Origin of the sequence: Peribacillus sp. NPDC060253, assembly GCF_042727425.1 — a bacterium.
GTDB lineage: Bacteria > Bacillota > Bacilli > Bacillales > DSM-1321 > Peribacillus.
The window spans coordinates 22,013-40,848 of record NZ_JBHXAS010000008.1; the positions used below are offsets into that span (position 1 = coordinate 22,013).

Sequence of the window (18,836 nt, forward strand, 5' to 3'; positions counted from 1 at the left end):
TTAATCGAGCAGCGTTCGGAGTTTTTGTGCAAAACCTTCATCCAGAACTGCGACGGCGACTCTAGCATCCTTGCCTATCGCATGGCCGAGCATTGACCTGCTTTCGACTCTTTTTAAAGGAACCTGATAAAATGCGCACTTATCAGATATTTTTTTTTCAGTGTTTTTTGAAGCGTCCGCGGATAAAATAACAACTTTGGCATTACCGCTTCTAATCTCTTTAACCACTAATTCTTCACCCGAAATTAGCTTGCGTGCTCGATTGGCCAAACCTAATAGAGACATCCATTGTTGTTGTTGGGTCATGGTGTTAGTTTTTCTCCTTATTCACTAATTCAAGCAATTGTTCATAAAGGGAAGAATCGATTTGGGTACTAAGGTGATTAGCCAGCACGTTTTTCTTTTTGGCCAGCTCGATAATATCCCGATCAAGAGTTAAATAAGCTCCCCTTCCCGATTTCTTTCCGGTCGGATCTAGGCTGACTTCCCCTTCTTTAGATCGAACGATGCGAATGAGTTCTTTCTTCGGCTTCATTTCGCCTGTGGCTACACATTTACGCATCGGGATTTTTTTTCGGCTATTCATCTTTTTTCACCTCTGGATTACTCGTTATCCTCTTCGAATTCATTTTCCTCTTCATTAACATAACTATCTCTGCTTAAAAGGAATTCCTGTTCTTCCACTGGATAAATACCAGCTTCGCGGGCTTCCGTTTCACTCTTGATATCAATTTTCCAGCCAGTAAGTTTGGCAGCTAAGCGGGCATTTTGCCCCCGCTTACCAATTGCTAGTGATAGTTGATAATCAGGGACGATAACAGTCGTCGCTTTTTCTTCTTCTTTTACGATAACTTCAAGGACTTTTGAAGGGCTTAAAGCATTCGCAACGAAAATGACCGGATTCTCAGACCATTTAACGATATCGATTTTTTCCCCTTTTAATTCATTGACGATGGCCTGAACACGTTGTCCTTTTTGACCTACACAGGAACCGACAGGATCGACTTCTTCGTTATCGGAGTGAACGGAGATTTTTGAACGGTCACCTGCTTCGCGGGCAACTGACTTGATTTCAACCGTTCCATCAAAAATTTCAGGCACTTCGATTTCGAATAAACGTTTTAAAAGTCCAGGATGTGATCGGGATACAAAAATTTGCGGGCCCTTCGACGTCTTTTCAACTTTCGTGATGAAAACTTTAATGCGATCATGAGGTTTATACTGTTCATTCGGCATTTGCTCATTCACGGGCAGCAAAGCTTCAATTTTACCTAAGCTTACATATATGAAGCGAGAATCCTGGCGTTGAACGATTCCAGTCATGATATCCTCTTCGCGATCAATGAATTCGGCATAAATGATGCCTCGTTCTGCTTCACGCACCCTTTGGGTAACGACTTGTTTTGCAGTTTGAGCAGCAATACGGCCGAAATCCTTAGGCGTAACTTCCATTTCGACAACGTCATCTAACTGATAGTTGGGATCAATTGCTCTTGCTTCTTCAACAGAAATTTCCAAACGTGAATCGAATACCTCGTCAACAACGTCTTTTCTCGCAAATACACGCATAGTTCCTTTACCAAGATTCAAGTCGATACGTACATTTTGTGCTTGGTTAAAGTTACGGCGGTATGCCGAAATAAGTGCAGCTTCAATCGCGTCGATCAAAACTTCCCTGGAAATTCCTTTTTCGTTTTCTAAAATATAGAGAGCATCCAATAACTCATTGCCCATGGTGATCCCCCTTACGGATATTTAATTAATGATTTGCTTGACTTAAGAGAAGGTAATCGCCAATCTTGCTTTGGCTACCTTTTCGAATGGTATGACGATCGTTTTCTTTCTTGTCTTGATTCTGACTTCGATTGTCACTTCTTTACCATCGAAACTGATTAGGATTCCTTCGAATTCTTTTTCATCTAAAATGGGCTCGTATGTTTTTATGTAAACATTTTTACCGATAGCATTAAGGAAATCCTTCTCTTTTTTCAGAGGCCTTTCAGCTCCGGGTGATGAAACTTCGAGAAAATAATTTTGTGGAATCGGATCAACCTCATCAAGCTTTTCACTGAGTTTTTCACTCACATTTCCGCAATCTTCAATATCTACGCCTGTTTCTTTATCAATGTAAACTCGAAGGAACCAGCTTTTACCTTCCTTCACATACTCCACTTCGACTAATTCAAGCTGCAATTCCTCAAGAATTGGTAATGCTAATTCCTCTACAACTTCCGTTACCTTTTTACTCATTTGTTTCCTCCATACGTGCGTTGTATGCGCTTGGTTTCGGATTCAAAATTAAATGGTCAATACAACACGAAAGAGTGGGTTTCCCCACTCTTGCCATTGGTTCCTCTTAGTATTTCCAATAAAAATATACCATAATCAAGATATTTATGCAAATACCATGTCTGTTTCTTCCTTTTTGACATCCGTATCCACTTTAAAATAATGATAACTGATTTTGTTCAGGCAATGACTCCAGACACCCTTGTTTATCAAGGTATTCAAGAATGGTCTTCGAAACTTTCCCTCGTTGTTGGAGGTCTTCTTTCGAAAGGAATTCGCCATTCTTGCGTGCGTTGACGATATTGATGGCGGCATTCGTTCCAAGACCAGGTATCGAATTGAAAGGCGGAATCAAAGTGTTTCCTTCAATAAGGAATTGGTCAGCACTGGATTTGTACAAATCCACTTTAGCAAATGCAAATCCTCGTTCACACATTTCCAAAGCCAGTTCAAGAACTGTCAAAGTATTCTTTTCCTTAGTGGATGCATCCAATCCTTTTACCATGATTTCTTCCATTTTTGATTTGATCGCTTGCGAACCCCGTGTCATGGCGTCGATTTCGAAATCATCGGCACGTACTGTGAAATAGGCTGCATAATACAATAAAGGCAGATGCACTTTAAAATAGGCAATCCGGACAGCCATTAATACGTAAGCTGCAGCATGGGCTTTAGGAAACATGTATTTAATCTTCTTACATGAATCGATATACCATTCCGGTACCTCATTTTTCCGCATTTCCTCTTCAAATTCCTCAGAAAGCCCTTTCCCTTTACGTACAGATTCCATAATTTTAAACGCCAGGGAAGGATCGAGTCCTTGATAAATCAGATAGACCATAATATCATCCCGGCAGCCGATAACCTCACTTAATGTACAAATGCGATTGTGAATCAATTCCTGTGCATTGCTCAACCATACATCCGTACCATGTGATAATCCCGAGATCTGGACAAGCTCGGAAAATGTTGTAGGTTTCGTATCTTCAAGCATTTGCCTAACGAAACGCGTTCCAAACTCGGGAATGCCGAGTGTACCCGTTTTACACATGATCTGCTCTTCAGTCACTCCTAATGATTCAGTACTGCTGAATATTTTCATTACTACTGGATCATCTGTAGGAACTGTCTTTGGATCGATGCCACTCAAATCTTGAAGCATCCGGATTACAGTCGGATCATCGTGACCAAGTATATCTAATTTCAAAATATTATCATGAATGGAATGGAAATCAAAATGAGTCGTTTTCCACTCGGAGTTCCTGTCATCAGCAGGGAACTGAATAGGTGTGAAATCATAAATATCCATATAATCCGGAACAACGATGATTCCGCCTGGATGCTGTCCTGTTGTCCTTTTCACCCCAGTACAACCGGCAACAAGGCGATCAGTCTCAGCCCCGCGCATGTGGATGTTATTATCAGCGGAGTATCCTTTTACATACCCATATGCCGTTTTTTCAGCGACTGTACCAATCGTTCCCGCACGGTATACATATTCTTCCCCGAATAAGACCTTCGTGTAGTTATGTGCTTTCGGCTGGTATTCACCGGAGAAGTTCAAGTCGATATCGGGAACCTTATCCCCTTTAAAGCCAAGGAAGGTTTCAAACGGGATATCATGGCCGTCCTTTGTATAAGCAATTCCACAATCGGGACAGTCTTTATCAGGCAGGTCAAACCCGGAACCTACCGAACCGTCATTGAAGAATTCCGATTTCTTGCACTTCGGACATACATAATGCGGCGGAAGAGGGTTTACCTCTGTAATTTCAGTCATCGTGGCAACAAAGGATGATCCAACAGATCCCCTTGAGCCAACAAGATACCCATCATTCAAAGATTTTTTAACTAGTTTGTGAGAGATTAAATAAATAACAGCAAAACCATGACCAATGATGCTTTTCAATTCTTTCTCAAGACGAGCTTCCACGATTTCCGGCAGGTTCTCTCCATAAATCTTCCTCGCCATGCCATAACTCATCTCACGCATCTCTTCTTCTGCACCTTCAATTTTAGGTGTATATAACTCATCTTTAATTGGCTTGATTTCTTCAATCATATCCGCTACTTTATTCGTGTTGGTTACCACGACCTCTTTGGCTTTCTCAGAACCAAGGAAGGAGAATTCCCGTAGCATTTCATCAGTAGTCCGGAAATGTACATCAGGAAGCTTATGACGATTAAGCGGGTTTGCTCCACCTTGTGAGTTCACAAGGATTTTACGGTAAATTTTATCATTAGGGTCCAAATAATGTACATTCCCAGTGGCAACGACAGGCTTATCCAATTTTTCACCAAGCTTGACGATATTTGAGATGATCGTTTCTAACGATTTATCATCCCGGACATATTCAAGCTCAATCAAATGCTGATACACTTCCTTCGGATGGATTTCAAGATAGTCGTAAAATTCGGCGATATCGACGACTTCCTCAAAGCCCTTCTGCATCATCCCTTCAAAAACTTCCCCTTTATCGCATCCCGATCCGACCAGAATTCCTTCACGATACTTTTTAAGTTGTGAACGGGGTAACCGGGGCACACGATAAAAATAATCCATATGCGATATTGAAACTAATTTAAAAAGGTTTTTTAAACCAGCCTGTGTTTGCGCGATCAACGTACAATGGGACGGACGGGAGCGTTGGTACGCATTGCCTTTACCCATATTGTCATTAAGCTGATCATGATGGGTAATGTCTTTTTCCATTGCATCCTTCAGCATCTTCAGCATTAAGTAACCAGTAGCTTCAGCATCATAAATGGCCCTATGATGCTGGGTCAAATCGATATCGAACTTTTTACATAATGTATTTAACCGGTGATTTTTAAATTCCGGATAAAGAAAGCGGGCAAGTTCCAATGTATCCAGAACAGGGTTGGATGCTTTGGAATATCCCAGGTTTTTATAACCTATATTCAAAAAGCCCATATCGAAGGTTGCGTTGTGGGCAACCAGGATTGCATCTCCTGCCCAAGCCTTGAACTTTTCCAGCACTTCAGAGACTTCAGGAGCATTCTCTACAAGATCATCTGTTATTCCCGTCAATTCTATCGTCGTATTGGATAATGGATGATGTGGATTCGCGAAGGACTCGAATCGATCAATGATGTCCCCATCACGAATTTTCACTGCTGCAAATTCAATGATCGTATCATAAACGGCTGACAGTCCTGTCGTCTCTACGTCAAACACAACATACGTGGCATCTGCCAAAGCAATATGCGCCTCATTATAAACGATGGGCACACCATCATTCACTAGGTTCACTTCGACACCATAAAGGATTTTGATGCCATTCTTCTTCCCTGCACTGTAAGCCTCAGGGAATGATTGGGCACCTGCATGATCCGTAATGGCAACAGCCTTATGCCCCCACTTGGCAGCCTGGGCAACAAGTGCTGAAGTAGGTGTCACTGCATCCATCTGGCTCATTGGGGTATGCATATGCAGTTCTACGCGCTTTTCTCCTTCAGGAGCCTTATCCTGCCTTCCTTGTTTAGAAATTTCATTTATATCATTAGCGATCATTACCAGATCACGTACGAATGTATCATTTTGGATACTGCCTTGGGCACGTACCCACATCCCTTTTTTCACACGGGCAAGTATGGCAGCATCTTCTTTATCACGCGAAAACATTTTGACCAATATCGAGCTCGTATAATCGGTGACTTTAAACGTCAATAGGCTGCGGCCGCTGCGTAACTCACGCACTTCTGCATCAAATACGAAGCCTTCGATCGCAATCCTGCGCTCTTCATCGATAATCTGTTCGATCCGGCGGAAATCCGCATCTTCTTTAATCGTATAGCCAATTTTAACCGGTCCTTCGTAAACATCGTCGCCGCCTTTTTCCGATTCTTTCTTCTGCATTTCCACCAGGGCAGCAAGTCCCTTTTCTGCGTCTTCCTTTTGTTTCTCTTCTAAAAACTTCTGGTAATCAGGATTAGAAACCGTTTCCTTCACTTCCGCTTCCAGTGTCAACGGAGGAAAACCGAATGTTTGGTAGATATTAGAAATGATCCCGGAGTATTTTCGTTTCAGCTGGACGGCCTCGGTATCATTTCGGGCGCTAACGATCAGCTTATATCCATTCACTGTTGGCTCTTGTTCATTCAAGAGTGATAACAGGGCCGGAGACATGCCTTCAAGCTCGCCAATGCAGTTTTTCCAATACTCTTTTACCAATTGTTCCGTCACTTGCGGATTGGCCACATTCAAGTTGAATGTGACCTTCGCAATATGGGAAAACGTACTTGCTAAATGAGTAGCAAGTCTTGTATGAACACTGCAAGGAATTAATGCAGGTATATTAAAGGCAAAATGCCATGTTTTGGACTCCCTCTCGATTGAGAGCTTATCAATTTCGGCACCTATGAAATAATTCACAAAGGCATCCTCAGTCAAGTCCATTTGCTGGAGCAAGAGTTGAAATCTCTCTCTACCGCTATTTGGATTTTGATCCATTCCCTCTCTCCCCTATCTACTATCTCTTAAGATATTATTCACTAGCATTTTCGTTTGATATCAGTGGTTATTATATCATATCACGATTGTTTCTCTAGTATCCAAATCCATGAAAAGGAAAGGCATCATCCAATTGAATGATGCCTAATTCCCCTATTATTAAATTATCCCAGTATTTCTTGAAGCTTTTGAGATAGTTCAGCTCTTTCAATTTCAAGAACCTCACCTGTTTTACGGATCTTCACTTCGACGATTCCCTCAGATGCCTTTTTACCTACCGTTACCCTGACAGGAAGACCGATCAGGTCAGAGTCGGCAAATTTTACGCCTGCACGTTCTTGACGATCATCCATCAGAACATCCATGCCTTGGGCCTTTAGCTCATTATACAAATCTTCACCAAGGGCAGCCTGGGCTTCATCCTTCATATTGATTGGAATCAAATGAACTTCGTATGGTGCTAAGTTTGCAGGCCACACCAACCCTTTATCGTCGTTGAATTGTTCAGCTACAGCAGCAAGTGTGCGGGAAACACCAATTCCATAGCAGCCCATGATCATAGGCTGTGACCGTCCATTCTCATCAAGGAATGTCGCATTCATCGCTTCGGAATATTTAGTTCCAAGTTTGAACACGTGGCCTACCTCAATCCCTTTGGCAAATTTAATTTTTCCGTTTCCATCAGGTGATGGGTCGCCCTCCCGAATGAAACGAAGATCAATATAATTGGCCACTTTAAAATCGCGTTCTGGATTTACGTTCACATAATGATGATCTTCATCATTTGCACCACAGATTCCATTAACCATCGCTTCGACGGCAACATCAGCAATCACTTCTACCTCAGAAGTGACATTGATTGGTCCAAGGGATCCAATCGAACATCCTAAAATTTCTTTCGTCTCGTTTGGATCAGCCAATTCAACGATTGAAGCGTTATAGAAATTCTTCAACTTGATATCATTGACTTCATGATCGCCTCGTACCAATACAAGCACATTCTTCTCATCCACTTTAAACAATAACGATTTGATCAGTTTTTCTGCATCAGTATTTAAGAATGAAGCAACTTCTTCAATCGATTTTTGACCAGGTGTATGAATTTTCTCAAGTGCAATTTGTGCTTCTTGACTTTTTTCATATTTAACACTTACCGGAGCCATTTCAATATTAGCTGCATAATCGGAAGTATCCGAATAGGCGATCGTATCTTCCCCTATTTCAGATAGGACCATGAATTCATGTGTATCCTTTCCGCCCATAGCCCCTGAATCGGCAATGACGGCACGGAAGTCCAAGCCACAACGGCTAAAAATGTTTGAATACGCCGCATATATTCTTTTATAAACAGCATCAAGGCTTTCTTGATTAGCATGGAAAGAATAAGCATCTTTCATGATGAATTCACGCCCACGCAACAATCCAAAACGTGGTCTTTGTTCATCACGGAATTTGGTTTGGATTTGATATACCGTTAAAGGAAGACGCTTGTAGGATTTCACCTCATCACGAACTAAGCTCGTTATCACTTCTTCATGTGTGGCACCAAGTGCAAATTCACGGTTGTTGCGATCCTTAAGGCGCATCAACTCTGGGCCATAGGTATACCAGCGCCCTGATTCCTGCCAGAATTCGGCTTGTTGTAAAGCCGGCATCAATAGTTCAACTGCTCCAGCATTCTCCATCTCTTCCCTAACGATCGCTTCTACCTTTTGAAGCACCTTTTTTCCAAGTGGCATAAAACTATAAACCCCGCTGGAATTTTGTCTCATAAATCCTGCACGCAATAAAAGCTGATGACTTTTGATTTCAGCATCTGCAGGCACTTCTCTTAATGTAGGGATTAACGTCATACTTTGTTTCATATCTGCACCTCTTCAATAATTCCTTTAAATTAAACTGTGACTACGGTAAAAATCGTACCGCAGAATGGATATGATCATATCAATACATAAAAGTCTTTCTTCGTAATTCAGAAAAGCTGTTATTATACTCATTATCGATTATACTTACGATTTCCCTAGAAAACAAACTATTTCCCTGAAACAGTTAAAAAACTAAGGAAATACTAGTCATTCTTAAAATAAGAAACAGCCAACAGATAAATCTGCTGGCCTGTTTTTTCTTACCCAAGAAAGTCTCACAAGAAGAATCGCTGGATATCATTCCATGTAACGACGATCATCAATAGCATCAGTAAAGCAAAACCGATGAAGTGAACCATTCCTTCTTTTTGGCGGTCGATTGGTTTTCCTCTTAAGAATTCGACAACAAAGAATAACAGTCTTCCTCCATCCAATGCCGGTAGCGGCAGCAAGTTCATGATTCCCAGGTTAATGCTGAGAAGCCCTGCCCATTTCATCAATGTGAATATACCTTGTTTCGCTACTTCTTCAGTGGATTTATATATTCCTACAGGACCAGATAGACTATCTATCGTAAATCCGCCCGTTACGAGATCTCCAAGGATGATGAAGATTTGTTTTGTCCAGAAATATGTTTCTGTAAAACCGTATTGAATAGCTTTAATCGGTGCTTTTTCAACAGGAGGGTACACACCGATAATTCCAATCTTCTTACCTTCCCTTTCCACTTCTTGTGGAACGACCGGCACTTCTAATGTTTTCCCATCCCTATCAACGACAAACTCGATCTCTTGCCCAGGGTGCTTTTGGATACTTTCCTGAACATCTCCCCAAGATGAGACTTCCGTCCCTTCAATGGATTGAATGACATCCCCCGATTTTAACCCGGCGTTTACTGCCGAACCATCTGCAGTCAGTTCACCAAGTTTCGCTTCATCCACCACGACTCCTTGAAACAAGGCGATTAAAACAAAAATGACAAAAGCCAAAACAAAGTTCATTGCAGGTCCTGCTACAATCGTAAGGAAGCGATGCCCAAGCGATTTAGAGGCAAATTGCCGGTCAAATGGAGCAATCTGATTCTCCACACCATTTTCAACGATTACCGCTTCTTTATGAATGGCAAACGTCTTTAATGTATCTTCCTCACCCTCTTCATAACCGGTTAGGATAAGTTTATGATCAAGATCGATCACTTCAACTTCAACAAGACGAATATCAGGATATTTATCTTTATTGTTCAAAATGATTTTTGTAACATTCTCATCATGATCAAACATTAATCCCACACGATACCCGGGCTTCAGTTCGATATTTTCTGCGTCTTCACCAGCCATACGCACGTACCCGCCCAGAGGAAGCAATCGAATCGTATAAACGGTTTCCTTCTTTTTATACGTGAATACTTTTGGTCCGAAACCGATTGCGAACTCCCGGCATAAAATCCCGGCACGCTTTGCAAACACTAAGTGTCCAAGCTCATGGAAAAATACAAGAGCGCCAAAAATGATGATGAAAGCTATAATCGTTTCTAAAGTCTGCATGTTCCGGTCACCTATCTTTCACTAAAGTTTCTATATACTGCCTTGTCATAATATCCACTTCAGAAATCGTTTCTAAATCTGGGAGAGCTATGACGGAATGCTGATTCAGCGCTTTTTCAATCAACGTCTCAATATCAAGGAAAGATACCTTTCCAGATAAGAATGCAGCAACTGCCGCTTCGTTAGCGGCATTCAACACCGTTGTCATCGTTCCGCCAATCTTACCCGCTTCATAGGCAAATTGCAAACAAGGATATCTGGAGAAATCCATTTCGTTAAAATGCAGCTTTCCTGCTTCAGCTAAGTTCAGACGTTTGCGCCCTGTAAGTGGCATCCGGTCTGGATAAGTAAGTGCATATTGGATCGGAACTCGCATATCCGGTGTCCCCAGTTGGGCAATGACGCTGGAGTCTTGAAATTCAACCATGGAATGGATGATACTCTCCTTATGTAGCAATACATCAATTTTATCGTATGGAAGATCGAATAACCAGTGGGCCTCAATCACTTCCAACCCCTTATTCATCATTGAAGCTGAATCAATCGTAATTTTAGCTCCCATTGACCAGTTCGGATGATTCAATGCCTCGTCCACCGTTACACCCTTCAATTCTTCCCTGTTTCGATCCCGGAAGCTTCCGCCTGAAGCGGTAATGATGAGACGTTCTATATTTTTTTCCTTTTCACCCTGCAGTGCTTGAAAAATAGCAGAATGCTCACTATCAACCGGGAGTAATCTAACTCCCGCCTTTTTAGCTTCACTTATGACCAAATGACCTGCTGTTACCAACGTCTCCTTGTTGGCGATGGCAATATCCTTTTTAGCCTTGATTGCAGACAGCGTCGGATAAAGTCCCACGCTTCCAATGACAGCATTGACCAATATCGTCGCTTGATCATACACAGCCACTGCAGTCAATCCCTCATCGCCATACATGAATTCGATATCTTTTCGGCTGAAGAATTCACTTTTCAAAACATGATAATCTTCTTCCGTCTGGACTGAAACCAGTTTCGGTTCAAACTCTTTTATAAAAGTCCTTACCAATTCTATATTCTTTCCAGCTGAAAGCGCCACTATCTTGAATTGATCAGGATGGGACCTTACCACATCCGCTGTTTGTTGACCAATCGAACCTGTTGCGCCCAATAGGCTGATATTTTTCAAATTGCTCATCTCCTAATTCATATAACGCTTGCCTATATTTATATTATAAAACATGCAATAAATGCAAAATCGGTAAAATGAATATCACGCTATCAAGCCTGTCCAAAATCCCACCGTGCCCCGGAAGAAGCTTCCCTGAATCCTTTACCCCATAATGACGTTTGTATGCCGATTGGACGAGATCACCCAATTGGCCGAAAACCCCAATGATCAATGAAATCATTAATAATTGTAATAACGTGTAGTCAAGGCTGGAGAAGGCATAAAATAAAGCACCCACGATCATCGCGGAGAATAACCCGCCGATAAATCCTTCCACCGTCTTGTTTGGACTTATTTCTGGCCATAGCTTTCTTTTACCAAGTGATTTACCTATGAAGTAGGCCCCGGAATCGGTTGCCCAGATCGTAAATAGGGTAAGCAAGATATAAATCAAACCCATTCCTGCAGAGTCACGTGTTTCGAATAGATAGTAAAAACCAATTCCCAAGTATAGGATTGAAATCACTAAAAAGCCTGCGTCATCAAAAGTAAAACGATTTTTTGAAACAACTGTATAAAGCAGCAGCAGCAAAACCCCGATTAAGAAGACTTGTACTTTATCGTAATTTATTTCCTCTAAAAAAGCAGTATATTCATGAGGCAATAAAAGTACCCACAATAAAATGTGTGAAAGAATCGCTTCAAAAGAGAGTACACGTAAATTTTTCATTTTCATCAGTTCATACAAACCAATGGATCCTAACAGATAAACCGTCAGTAAAAAGGGAATGCCCCCTAAAATAACTAGTGGAATGAAGATAGCGGCAACTACGACCGCCGTAATAATTCGTTGTTTCATTATTCCATTTTCCTCGCCTTCTGCATTAAACGCCACCGAATCTTCGTGAACGCTTTTGATACTCCTCAACTGCCTGCAATAAATGCTCTTCACTAAAGTCCGGCCATAGCACCTCAGTAAACCACAGTTCAGTATAAGCCGACTGCCAAAGCATGAAATTACTTAAACGGATTTCGCCACTTGTACGAATCAGTAAATCCGGATCTGACAAATGTTTGGTCATTAAGTAACTGGATATCATTTCCTCAGATACATTTTCCTTTATTATACCATTCTTAGCATCTTGAATGATGTTATTCACTGCAGATACAATCTCTCCACGGCTCCCATAGTTCAGGGCGAAATTCAGAATCATCCCATCATTATCCTTCGTGTCTTCCATCGCTCGTTTCACGGCATTTTGAGTATGTGAAGGAATGAGTGACAAGTCGCCAATCGTTTCCACCCTTACATTTTCAGAAATGAGTTCAGGCAAAAATGTCCCAAGAAATTCCTGGGGAAGCTTCATTAAAAAGTCGACTTCACTTTTTGGACGTTTCCAGTTTTCAGTGGAAAACGCATAGACAGTCAAAGTTTTGACCCCTAAATTATTGGCAACCTTCGTAATTTTACGAACGGTTTTCATTCCTTCATGATGACCCGCCACACGTGGCATTGCACGCTTTTTGGCCCAACGGCCGTTTCCATCCATAATGATGGCGATATGTTGAGGAACATCAAACTTCTTAATATGCTGAATCCTATTTGTTACATCGGAAGAAGCATCTTTTTTAACGAAACGCTTCCATAGTGAATACATATGTTAGTCCCCCATCAGGTTGTACTTATCTCTCTACAAAGGCAAAATTTTCGTGCACTATGTATATCAAGCTTTCTGCCGCTTAAAAAGAATCTATATTATAATATCAAAAAAAAACTGGTTCTCATATTATTATTATGAAAATTATTTCTTCATTAGAAGCGAGAAAGGCAGAAATCATTACTTCTTTTATTCTAAAACCGGTTAAGATTCCCATATAAAAAGCAAAAAAAGGACCACCTCCAACGTTTGCATGCAACATACTAACTCAAGGAGTAATCATTATCGGAGAAACCTTATTATAACAGTTTTCTCTTTTAAGCACACCTATATGTTAGAACCACGACATGACCCAGTATGGATTCGGCCCTCTTAATTTAATCATTGCTTTAAGTAGAAATTATACTTCCAAAATTTCTTTTTCTTTATCTTTGGTAATCTCATCGACTTTCGTGATATTGCCATCTGTCATCTTTTGAATGTCATCGACATAGCCACGTAAATCATCTTCCGTGATTTCACCATTTTTTTCAAGCTTTTTCAAATCATCATTAGCATCGCGACGCACGTTACGGACAGCTATTTTTGCTTCTTCCGCTTCTTTCTTGACAACTTTCACAAGCTCTTTTCTACGTTCCTCAGTTAACGCTGGAATGGCTATCCTGATGATTGAACCATCATTAGAAGGATTTAAGCCTAAGTCTGATTTCAAGATCGCTTTTTCAATCTCACCTAATACGGTTTTATCATAAGGTTGAATGACTAAAAGTCTAGCTTCAGGGACAGAAATACCAGCCACCTGATTTACAGGTGTTGGTGAACCATAATAATCGATCGAGATTCTATCAAGCAATGAGGCATTTGCCCTTCCGGCACGGATGCTGGCTAATTCACGTGTGTAAGCTCCAATGGCTTTTTCCATTTTCGTTTTCGCATTCGAAATAACTTGTTTCGGCATCTTTTATTTCCCCCTTACAATTGTTCCAAGCGTTTCGCCTAGAACGGCTCGTTTAATATTACCTTTTTCCATAATCGAGAAGACAATCAATGGAATATCATTGTCCATGCACAGTGAGGACGCAGTCGAATCCATCACTTCCAATCCTTCTTTAATCACATCAAGATAGGAAAGTTCATCATACTTCACTGCATTTTTGTCTTTTACCGGATCTGCATTGTAAACGCCATCCACATTATTCTTCGCCATCAAGATGACATCAGCTTCAATTTCAGCAGCACGCAGGGCGGCAGTGGTATCCGTTGAGAAGTATGGATTACCTGTACCAGCTGCAAAAATCACCACTCTCTTTTTCTCTAGATGCCTGATTGCACGGCGTCTAATGTATGGTTCTGCGACTTGTCTCATCTCAATGGAAGTTTGCACGCGCGTTTCAATTCCAAGCTGATCAAGGCTGTCTTGTAATGCCAATGAGTTCATGACTGTAGCCAGCATACCCATATAATCGGCATTAGCACGATCCATGCCCATTTCACTGCCTATTTTCCCGCGCCAAATGTTTCCGCCGCCGACAACAACAGCCACTTCCACATCAAGCTCAGCCACTTCCTTGACTTGTTCAGCAATAGATTTAATTACTGCAGGGTTAATTCCAAATCCTTCTTCACCGGCTAATGCTTCGCCACTTAGTTTTAAAACGACACGTTTATATTTAGCGTTACTCATGAGAACCTCCAACTATGTAATCTTTTCATTCGTTCATCATGCTTTCTTGCAATACTACCAAAAATTCATGACATTTCAAAAAATAGGGAACACCAGAGTGTTCCCTATTATTAATTATCTGACAATTAGTCTTTTTTAACTTGGTTCATTACTTCTTCAGCAAAGTTTTCTTGACGTTTTTCAAGACCTTCCCCTACTTCATAACGAACGAATGATAGGATTTTTCCGCCTTTTGATTCAACGAATTGTCCCACTTTTTGATCCGGGTTTTTAACGAAAGCTTGTTCGTTAACACAGATTTCTTCGTAGAATTTATTGATACGTCCTTCAACCATTTTCGCAACGATTTTTTCAGGTTTACCTTCATTAAGCGCTTGCTGAGTAAGAACTTCGCGTTCGCGGTCTAATTCGCTAGCATCAACTTGGTCGCGAGAGATATATTTAGGGTTAATCGCAGCGATATGCATTGAAACGCCTTTAGCTGCCTCTTCGTCAGTTGTACCTTCAAGTACTGATAGTACGCTGATACGTCCACCCATGTGAAGGTATGCACCGAATGCGTCGTTATCTGTTTTTGTAACAACTTCAAAACGGCGAAGAGTTAATTTTTCCCCGATTTTAGCAACTGCAGCATTGATATGATCTGCAACTTTTGCTCCATTTTCCATTGTTTGTTCAAGAGCAACTTCAACGCTTTCAGGTTTGTTAGCAATAAGGAATGCTGCTAATTCTTTAACAAGAGTTTGGAAGCCTTCGTTTTTAGCAACGAAATCAGTTTCTGAATTCACTTCAAGAATAACCGCTTGGTTTCCTTCTACAACGATAGAACTTAAACCTTCAGCAGCAATACGGTCACCTTTATTAGCTGCTTTTGCAATTCCTTTTTCACGTAGGAAATCGATTGCTTTTTCCATATCGCCTTCTGTTTGTACAAGTGCCTTTTTACAGTCCATCATACCGGCACCAGTTTTTTCACGCAATTCTTTAACTAATTGTGCAGTGATTGCCATAATATATATCCTCCTCAAATTAAATGCAGTTTATTCAATCTTTACCCATTTTTGCCAGAAAATACTTGTTATCACCAAAGAAAATAACGATTCTTGGCAGAATTCCAGAAGAATCACCCACTTAGTCAGTCAAATTGACTGAACTGAATGATTTTCCTTTCCTGAAAACCAACCATGCCTTTTTCATTCACACGGTGATTTATGTATGCTTATTTAGTGCAAAAAAAAGGGATAAAAGGCATTATCCTCTTATCACCTTTTTTCTCACTGAATAAGCAACCTTTTTTACTTATTAAGCAGTTGTTGTTTCAGTAGCTGTTTCTTCGCCTTGTTTAGCTTCTAAGATAGCATCTGCCATTTTACCTGTTAATAATTTAACAGCACGGATTGCATCGTCATTCGCAGGAATAACTACATCGATTTCATCCGGATCACAGTTTGTATCAACGATACCAACAAGTGGAATGTGTAATTTGTGAGCTTCCGCAACAGCAATACGCTCTTTGCGAGGGTCGATAACGAAGATCGCATCTGGAAGAGTCTTCATATCTTTAATACCGCCTAAGAATTTCTCTAAGCGATCCCATTCTTTTTTAAGTTGGATAACTTCTTTTTTAGGAAGTACTTCGAAAGTTCCGTTTGCTTCCATTTTTTCGATATCTTTAAGACGAGTAATACGTTTTTGGATTGTTTCAAAGTTTGTTAAAGTTCCACCTAACCAACGTTGGTTTACATAGTACATACCAGAACGGATAGCTTCTTCTTTAACAGACTCTTGAGCTTGTTTTTTAGTACCAACGAAAAGAACAGTTCCACCGTTAGCAGCTAGTTCTTTCACGAAGTTATAAGCTTCTTCAACCTTTTTAACTGTTTTTTGAAGGTCGATGATGTAGATGCCGTTACGCTCAGTGAAGATATATTTCTTCATTTTCGGGTTCCAGCGACGTGTTTGGTGTCCGAAATGCACACCAGCTTCAAGCAATTGTTTCATAGAAATGACTGACATTTTAGTTCCTCCTAAATGGTTTTGTTTTTCCTCCGCACCGATCATTTTCATACAGAAACTGTCGAAACAGCACCATCTGCAAGAATCACGGGGCGTGTGTATTAACACCATTTCATAATATATCATAACGACTCTGCACAATCAAGAAATATTTATCTATTCATACGAAACTTTAGTAATAGTTCAATTTCCGTTTGGCCGCGATTTAACTTTTTGGCGATTTCTTTTATTGAATGTCCTTGATCAGCTAACATTTTCACTTGTTCATTTAGTGATCGTTCATTTAACGAAGCCTGTAACATGTCCGCAAATTCTTTACCGGTCGAATTACCCTCGAATGAGGGGGAAATGGCTGCTGCGGAAAGCTCCAATTTGTCCTCATCTATTACTGGTAAAGTATTGTACTCTTGTTCTTCAGGCATTTTTTTATAAGCGTTGATAGCCTGCTTTTTAAAGGTGACACGCCTTCCCTCATGATGCCCTTGCATCATGTTTTGTTCTTGCTTGACTTCTTTCTCTCCCATGGTTTCATTTAATGGCCCATGTTCTTGTTCATTTGTATCAACCCCGGATTTCATCGCTACCGAATTGGTGAATGCCTGAACCAATGTCTCGTTATCTTCTTTCATCTCCATCAAATAACCAGACAAAAGTTGTTCCATTTCTCCTATGATTGCTTTTTGGTCTTTTTCCAGCTTACTTAAACGGTTTTGACGAAGATATAAAATGACGATGGCAAAAATGGTGAATATATTCAAAACAAACAACACAAACATAAAAAATACTAACATGTTGCCTCCTATAAACCGGAATAGTCAATCCTATTTCCTTTATACGGATGGGGATCTTTTTTCACTGCTGTTTTTTCCTGTTTATTTTTTTTCGAGTCTGCCCCTTGATTGCATTACCTTCCTTTTCATAAAAATGAGCAGGAAGCTTTTGCTCTTCACCTACTACGGTCTTTTGTTTTCTTTCTAAATCCTTTTTGACTTGATGGGCAGCATGATTCTGTTGGACCAAACTCTTTTGTTGATTTTGCTCTTGAATTTCCCCTGCATCCGAGGTTCTGGGGAGAGCAACTTGCATCTCAATCGCTTTTAAACTCATGGCCACCCACCTTTCTAAAAAAATATGCCTTGAATACCTTGCAAACCTGGACCTATTCTATTAGACTAAGTGCGGTTTAAAAAATTCTGTGATTTTGAAATGTTCAAGAAGGGGCATGACCAAATGATTAAAGGCGACAAGGTCGTGATTCTTCGACGTCGAAAATCGCACTCGTGACCTGTATGTATCCGTTGCAGCCATGTTCCCCCTAAGCATGTTTAATTCTTTTGATCTTGCATCGCATTTCTTAATTTATATATTGCTTTTGAGTGAATCTGGGAAATCCGAGATGTAGATAGGCTCATTACTTGTCCAATTTCGGTTAATGTTAGTTCCTCTTTATAAAAAAGTTGTAAAACCAACTGTTCTTTTTCATTAAGCGTTTCTATGACTTCGGCTAATTCCACATATAGTTCTTCCCTTAACACATGTTCCTCAGGTAAATCCGTTTTTTCATCTTTAATATGAAATTTTGTGCTTTCTTTATCGTCTTGTTCTTGAGGGTTTTCATCCATGGATAATACGTTCGCAAAGAAGTTTTCATTTATTGCAGCATATACATCATCTTCCGGTATATTCAATTCAGCTGCAATTTCATTTGGAGAAAGGTTCCTCATGTATTTCTGCTCTAGCTTTTCAATAGCAGACTCTATTTTCTTGGCTTTATCTCTTGCACTCCGTGGAAGCCAATCCTCTTTTCTTAATCCATCTAAAATAGCACCACGAATTCTAAATGAAGCATATGTGTCAAACTTCAGGTCTCGATTCGTATCAAAACGCTCAAGCGCATCGAATAACCCCATCATCCCTAAACTCCTGATATCATCACGGCTCACATTTTTAGGAAGACTTACTGAAATGCGTTGAACATGATACGATACAAGCGGGATGTATTTCTTGACCAAAATGTCCCCGGCCTGCGGATTTCTGCAATCAACCCAATTTTTCCAACATAATTGTTCTTCTTCGATGGTCAGATGAGACATTGGACATCCTCCTAACATTGTATACATTTAATGAACAATCGGCCCATTAAGGCCCAAGATGCA

General features: G+C 40.5%; 17 protein-coding genes. All 17 read right to left on the reverse strand.

Features of this window, described 5'->3' with window-relative positions:
• A complete protein-coding gene (locus tag ACFWE9_RS03700) occupies positions 1 to 306 on the reverse strand; it encodes a YlxQ family RNA-binding protein (protein WP_061144653.1) in 306 nt (101 codons plus the stop codon).
• 4 nt (positions 307 to 310) lie between these two features.
• Positions 311 to 586: an RNase P modulator RnpM gene (gene rnpM, locus ACFWE9_RS03705; RefSeq protein ID WP_057913378.1), complete on the reverse strand. Its 276-nt coding sequence runs from the start codon at positions 584 to 586 to the stop codon at positions 311 to 313.
• Positions 587 to 603: 17 nt separating this feature from the next.
• Positions 604 to 1,734 (reverse strand): transcription termination factor NusA, encoded by a 1,131-nt coding sequence (nusA, locus tag ACFWE9_RS03710; protein WP_230158015.1) that lies wholly within the window; start codon positions 1,732 to 1,734, stop codon positions 604 to 606.
• Between the two features lie 42 nt (positions 1,735 to 1,776).
• Positions 1,777 to 2,250 carry a ribosome maturation factor RimP gene (rimP, locus tag ACFWE9_RS03715; protein ID WP_230158018.1) on the reverse strand — a complete coding sequence of 158 codons (474 nt, stop codon included), beginning with the start codon at positions 2,248 to 2,250 and terminating at the stop codon, positions 1,777 to 1,779.
• Between the two features lie 193 nt (positions 2,251 to 2,443).
• A complete protein-coding gene (locus tag ACFWE9_RS03720) occupies positions 2,444 to 6,763 on the reverse strand; it encodes a PolC-type DNA polymerase III (protein ID WP_230158020.1) in 4,320 nt (1,439 codons plus the stop codon).
• Between the two features lie 164 nt (positions 6,764 to 6,927).
• Positions 6,928 to 8,628, reverse strand: a complete 1,701-nt coding sequence (locus ACFWE9_RS03725) for a proline--tRNA ligase (RefSeq protein ID WP_377355651.1) — start codon at positions 8,626 to 8,628, stop codon at positions 6,928 to 6,930.
• A 275-nt stretch (positions 8,629 to 8,903) separates the two neighbouring features.
• The gene (gene rseP / locus ACFWE9_RS03730; protein ID WP_377355653.1) at positions 8,904 to 10,172 is read right to left on the reverse strand and encodes an RIP metalloprotease RseP; all 1,269 of its coding nucleotides are present in this window, start codon (positions 10,170 to 10,172) and stop codon (positions 8,904 to 8,906) included.
• 7 nt (positions 10,173 to 10,179) lie between these two features.
• Positions 10,180 to 11,340, reverse strand: coding sequence for a 1-deoxy-D-xylulose-5-phosphate reductoisomerase (dxr, locus tag ACFWE9_RS03735; protein ID WP_230158037.1), 1,161 nt, complete (start codon positions 11,338 to 11,340; stop codon positions 10,180 to 10,182).
• A gap of 43 nt (positions 11,341 to 11,383) precedes the next feature.
• On the reverse strand, positions 11,384 to 12,181 hold the full coding sequence (locus tag ACFWE9_RS03740) for a phosphatidate cytidylyltransferase (protein ID WP_377355655.1): 798 nt from the start codon (positions 12,179 to 12,181) through the stop codon (positions 11,384 to 11,386).
• A gap of 25 nt (positions 12,182 to 12,206) precedes the next feature.
• The gene (locus ACFWE9_RS03745; protein WP_230158039.1) at positions 12,207 to 12,980 is read right to left on the reverse strand and encodes an undecaprenyl pyrophosphate synthase; all 774 of its coding nucleotides are present in this window, start codon (positions 12,978 to 12,980) and stop codon (positions 12,207 to 12,209) included.
• A gap of 400 nt (positions 12,981 to 13,380) precedes the next feature.
• The gene (gene frr / locus ACFWE9_RS03750; protein WP_377355657.1) at positions 13,381 to 13,938 is read right to left on the reverse strand and encodes a ribosome recycling factor; all 558 of its coding nucleotides are present in this window, start codon (positions 13,936 to 13,938) and stop codon (positions 13,381 to 13,383) included.
• A gap of 3 nt (positions 13,939 to 13,941) precedes the next feature.
• Positions 13,942 to 14,664, reverse strand: coding sequence for a UMP kinase (gene pyrH / locus ACFWE9_RS03755; protein ID WP_057913387.1), 723 nt, complete (start codon positions 14,662 to 14,664; stop codon positions 13,942 to 13,944).
• Between the two features lie 125 nt (positions 14,665 to 14,789).
• Positions 14,790 to 15,674 (reverse strand): translation elongation factor Ts, encoded by an 885-nt coding sequence (tsf, locus tag ACFWE9_RS03760; protein WP_230158041.1) that lies wholly within the window; start codon positions 15,672 to 15,674, stop codon positions 14,790 to 14,792.
• A 292-nt stretch (positions 15,675 to 15,966) separates the two neighbouring features.
• Positions 15,967 to 16,680: a 30S ribosomal protein S2 gene (gene rpsB / locus ACFWE9_RS03765; RefSeq protein ID WP_056526825.1), complete on the reverse strand. Its 714-nt coding sequence runs from the start codon at positions 16,678 to 16,680 to the stop codon at positions 15,967 to 15,969.
• 152 nt (positions 16,681 to 16,832) lie between these two features.
• Positions 16,833 to 17,471 carry a hypothetical protein gene (locus tag ACFWE9_RS03770; protein ID WP_377355659.1) on the reverse strand — a complete coding sequence of 213 codons (639 nt, stop codon included), beginning with the start codon at positions 17,469 to 17,471 and terminating at the stop codon, positions 16,833 to 16,835.
• 61 nt (positions 17,472 to 17,532) lie between these two features.
• Positions 17,533 to 17,787 (reverse strand): hypothetical protein, encoded by a 255-nt coding sequence (locus ACFWE9_RS03775; protein WP_230158043.1) that lies wholly within the window; start codon positions 17,785 to 17,787, stop codon positions 17,533 to 17,535.
• Between the two features lie 218 nt (positions 17,788 to 18,005).
• Complete coding sequence (locus tag ACFWE9_RS03780) at positions 18,006 to 18,773, reverse strand: FliA/WhiG family RNA polymerase sigma factor (RefSeq protein WP_230158045.1); 768 nt, start codon at positions 18,771 to 18,773, stop codon at positions 18,006 to 18,008.
• Positions 18,774 to 18,836 lie beyond the last annotated feature (63 nt).